Genomic DNA, 3,697 nt, shown 5'->3' on the forward strand with positions numbered 1-3,697 from the left:
ATATTTAAAATTATTCAATATATTTTGACCTAATGACAAAAACCCTTGGACCTAATGGTTTCAAGGGTTTTATGTTAAGTCTTTAAATAGACGATACACTTATCTTCCATAATGTTGATGTAATTGTTCCATACATTCCATCCAATTAGGAATTTTTTCATTTTCAACTTCCCAATTTATTTTCTCTAATTCATCTGCAATGTTTCTTGATATTTTCATAGCCTTTAAATGATTCCCATTATTTCGGTATTTTTTCATAAATTCCTTATTTTCCCAAACTGTTAAAGTCCAGTATGTCAATAAATCCTCATTTCTTACTGAAGAATGTATTAAGCCCTCTGCTTTTTTTAATTGCTGATTTGATTGAAATGTATGTAAAAAAAATAGTGGTAACTTTCTTTTTCCTCTTAAATGTAATCTCGTAACTGAAATAAACATATCTTACCTCTTTTTTTAAGTTTTAAAAGAAAATTAAGTTCGGTAATCGAATGATTACTAGATTAATTGAATATTGTGCTTAGATAATAAATCCTTAAAAGCTGGTCTTTCATTTCCATCTCTTCCAACAACATGTGTTGCTGTTATTAAAGAGTTCAAAACAGCTTCTTCAGTAGCCTCTCCAATTGCTCTAAAGGCTAAATCAATATCTTCTTCATGGATAACTGGAATTGAAATACAATCAGTGGTTTTTTCATGTGGTATTCTAGTTGCTGTTGAAAATCCAATGACTACTTCTCCGCTACCAGTTGTTATAATTGAACCCGTTCGTGAAAGCCCTGTAATCGCTCTTTTTATAATTCGATTTAGCTGCCTTTCCGACACTGGAAGATCAGTTCCTACGATGATAATAATCGATCCTTTGTCTTGTTCCTCTCGTGATTCAAGAATTGCTTTACTTAATTCTTCCCCAACTGCCTTTCCATTTACTTTTAAATCACTCAAAATACCAAAATTAGTTAATACTAAAACACCCATTGTATAATTCCCATGTTCCAAGTTCATGAGTCTTGAAGATGTACCAATACCACCTTTTAATGAATAGCAAAGCATTCCAGTACCTGCTCCAACTGTACCCTCTGTAACATTTGTTGATGTATTGTTTAATGCTTCTATCACATGATTTTTTGTAATATGTCTAGCACGAACATCATTTAAATGCATGTCATTACATTCGCACACGATTGGATTAACCGTTCCCGTTGTTCTTCCTATTTCAGGATTATGATCTAGCATGTATTCGATTAATGCATCGGCAGCTGTACCTATACTTAATGTATTTGTTAAAATAATTGGTGTTTCTAATGTACCTAATTCATTTATTTGGATTGTTCCCATCGTTTTACCAAATCCATTAATGATATGTGATGAAGCGATTAACTTCTCCTTAAAAATATTCTCTTGGTGAGGGAGGATTGCTGTTATACCTGTTTGAATGTCCCCATCACTGAGTGTAACATGACCAACTGTAATCCCTACAATGTCAGTTATAGAGTTGTTTTTACCAGTTTCTAATTTTCCTATTTTCACACCATAGTCTCTAATTCGTTTTTGATGATACATACATTTTCCTCCATACTTTCAACAAACTTGTTCTACCTATTCTTCTACAAAATGATCTCGAATTGACTTAATCAAAAGTACATTTCACCAAGTGCTAAATTAATGATGAAAATGAATTAATCCTCCGTACTATCTTTTAGATTCTATTTTCTACTATTACAACCCTGCCTATTAAAAAAGAAAAAAATGAGTTACCTAGGCAACTCATTCTTACAATATCTATTTCGTATCAAGTTTTTTAGTTTTTACTTTTTAAACGAAGTTAGTTTCAAAACTATTTTCATAAACTCCTCGTAAGATGAAAAGTACTTGTTGCGATGGTTATACCACTTTCGAATCGTTTCTAACACCCAAAACGGTACACTAGTCCCATCAATTAAGTGATAGTAATCGTCGTAAGCTTTTTTCAAATGCTCCCATCTAAAATCATTTCCGGTTTGATTATATTCTGATATATCTAGTATTTTTGCTCTACCATTTTGTAACAATATATTTTTCAAATGTATATCACGTGGATTTAACTCCTTATTTCGTACAAATTCTCTAGCAGCTTCCACATCATCTATTACTTGTTGGGGAACGTGAATACCGAGTAAAATGCAGTCAAATAGTGTTTTCCCTTCCTCATAACTTAAAACAAGGAAATGATCATTTGATGCAAAACACTTTGAAAAAAATGGCGAGTCTCCGATCATATGATATATATTCTCTTCAACTTTTATTTTATGTACTTTGTCTTTTGCATAAACTTTAAATGCATACTCTGGAGCAAAAAATGATTGAAAGACTGCTGCATCAGTTCCCACACCGATACATTTTAAATCATCGGAATCACCACAAATTGTTACAGGTTCATTGTTAGGATTTGATAAAACTGTTATTTTTGAGAGTGAATCAATTGCAACTTCCCACTTATTTTCCACATTTTCACTCCCTTCAAATTCACTTACTTTATCATTTACTTATTCTAGTTAAAAACTTCTAATTCATTTTTAATTATATTTTAATATTATTATAAACGTAAAAAGGTCTAAAAACCAAATATTAAGGACTGATTTTTCGATTTACTCTATTTTATGTTCGCATCTTGTTGACAGTATATGTATTTTAATTACAGTCTATTTCTAACAAAAATAACTTTAGCGTTCTTCCTATAGCATTCTTTACATGAAACCGAATAAGCTTTTATAAAACTACAAAGCTGAAAGTGGTGATTTGTATAGCCTATATATTTGATCAAGGTCATTTTCTAGATGAATTGACAACTTCTATTAGTTTGAGAAATAAAGGTTTAAATTATGGATTAGGATTTTTTGAAGGAATCCGCGCTTTTTGGAATGAAGAGCAGCAACAATTATATGTTTTTCGATTATATGAACATTATTTACGCTTTTTCCACTCAGGCAGGTCAATACATATGGATATCCCGTTTTCACCAACGAATTTAGCTGAGTGCACGATTCAATTATTACGTTTAAACAATGTACGAGAAGATACGTATATACGCCCAATCTGCTTTAAAGGAAGCAATACTCTAAGGCCTAACTTAACTGATCCTTATAACCGAGTGATGATCTATGAAACAGTTAGTCACTATTTACCACAAAAAGAGCTAAAAGTTTGTATTTCATCTTGGATCAGAAATGGAAGCAATATGATCCCTCCCCAAGCGAAAACAACTGGTGGATATATGAATTCGGCTTTAGCAACAGCCGGAGCTATTTTAAATGGTTATGATGAAGCCATTTTCTTAACTGAGGAAGGAAATGTAAGCGAAGGTCCAGGTGAAAATATATTTTTGGTACGTAATAATCAACTTATTACGCCCCCTCTATCTGATGACATATTGGCAGGAATCACTCGTGAAACTGTAATGACTTTAGCAGAAAATATTTTCCACATGACCGTTAAGGAACAAAGCATTTCTCGAACTGAACTATATTCGGCAGACGAAGTCTTTTTTACCGGAACTGCAATTGGCATTAAACCAATTATTGAAATTGATCGAAGAATGATTGGTTACGGACAAGAAGGAGAAATTACAAAACAGATACGAGAATTGTATAATCAAATTACTATGGGAAAACATCCTAATTTTATGAAATATTGTACACCTGTTTATTAAATGCTATTAAGG

General features: G+C 32.0%; 4 protein-coding genes. 1 reads left to right on the top strand and 3 read right to left on the bottom strand.

Annotated features, from left to right (window positions below; all coding sequences use genetic code 11):
• Positions 1-99 precede the first annotated feature (99 nt).
• The 3 genes from V7056_RS18445 to V7056_RS18455 all read right to left on the bottom strand — a co-directional run bounded on the left by V7056_RS18445 (position 100) and on the right by V7056_RS18455 (position 2,483).
• Positions 100-438 carry a DUF3291 domain-containing protein gene (locus V7056_RS18445; protein ID WP_499703858.1) on the bottom strand — a complete coding sequence of 113 codons (339 nt, stop codon included), beginning with the start codon at positions 436-438 and terminating at the stop codon, positions 100-102.
• Positions 439-495: 57 nt separating this feature from the next.
• Positions 496-1,560, bottom strand: coding sequence for a DmpA family aminopeptidase (locus tag V7056_RS18450; RefSeq protein WP_499703859.1), 1,065 nt, complete (start codon positions 1,558-1,560; stop codon positions 496-498).
• Positions 1,561-1,805: 245 nt separating this feature from the next.
• A complete protein-coding gene (locus V7056_RS18455; protein WP_499703860.1) occupies positions 1,806-2,483 on the bottom strand; it encodes a serine/threonine protein kinase in 678 nt (225 codons plus the stop codon).
• A 284-nt stretch (positions 2,484-2,767) separates the two neighbouring features.
• Here V7056_RS18455 and V7056_RS18460 point away from each other — a divergent pair, with 284 nt between their 5' ends.
• The gene (locus V7056_RS18460; protein WP_499703861.1) at positions 2,768-3,685 is read left to right on the top strand and encodes a branched-chain amino acid transaminase; all 918 of its coding nucleotides are present in this window, start codon (positions 2,768-2,770) and stop codon (positions 3,683-3,685) included.
• Positions 3,686-3,697: the final 12 nt, after the last annotated feature.

The organism is Bacillus sp. JJ664, assembly GCF_036962205.1.
Lineage (GTDB): Bacteria > Bacillota > Bacilli > Bacillales > Bacillaceae_G > Gottfriedia.

Bases quoted from the DNA above. Each gene is read 5' to 3' on its own strand.
- V7056_RS18445 (WP_499703858.1), bottom strand. From the start codon at position 438: ATGTTTATTTCAGTTACGAGATTACATTTAAGAGGAAAAAGAAAGTTA.
- V7056_RS18450 (WP_499703859.1), bottom strand. From the start codon at position 1,560: ATGTATCATCAAAAACGAATTAGAGACTATGGTGTGAAAATAGGAAAA.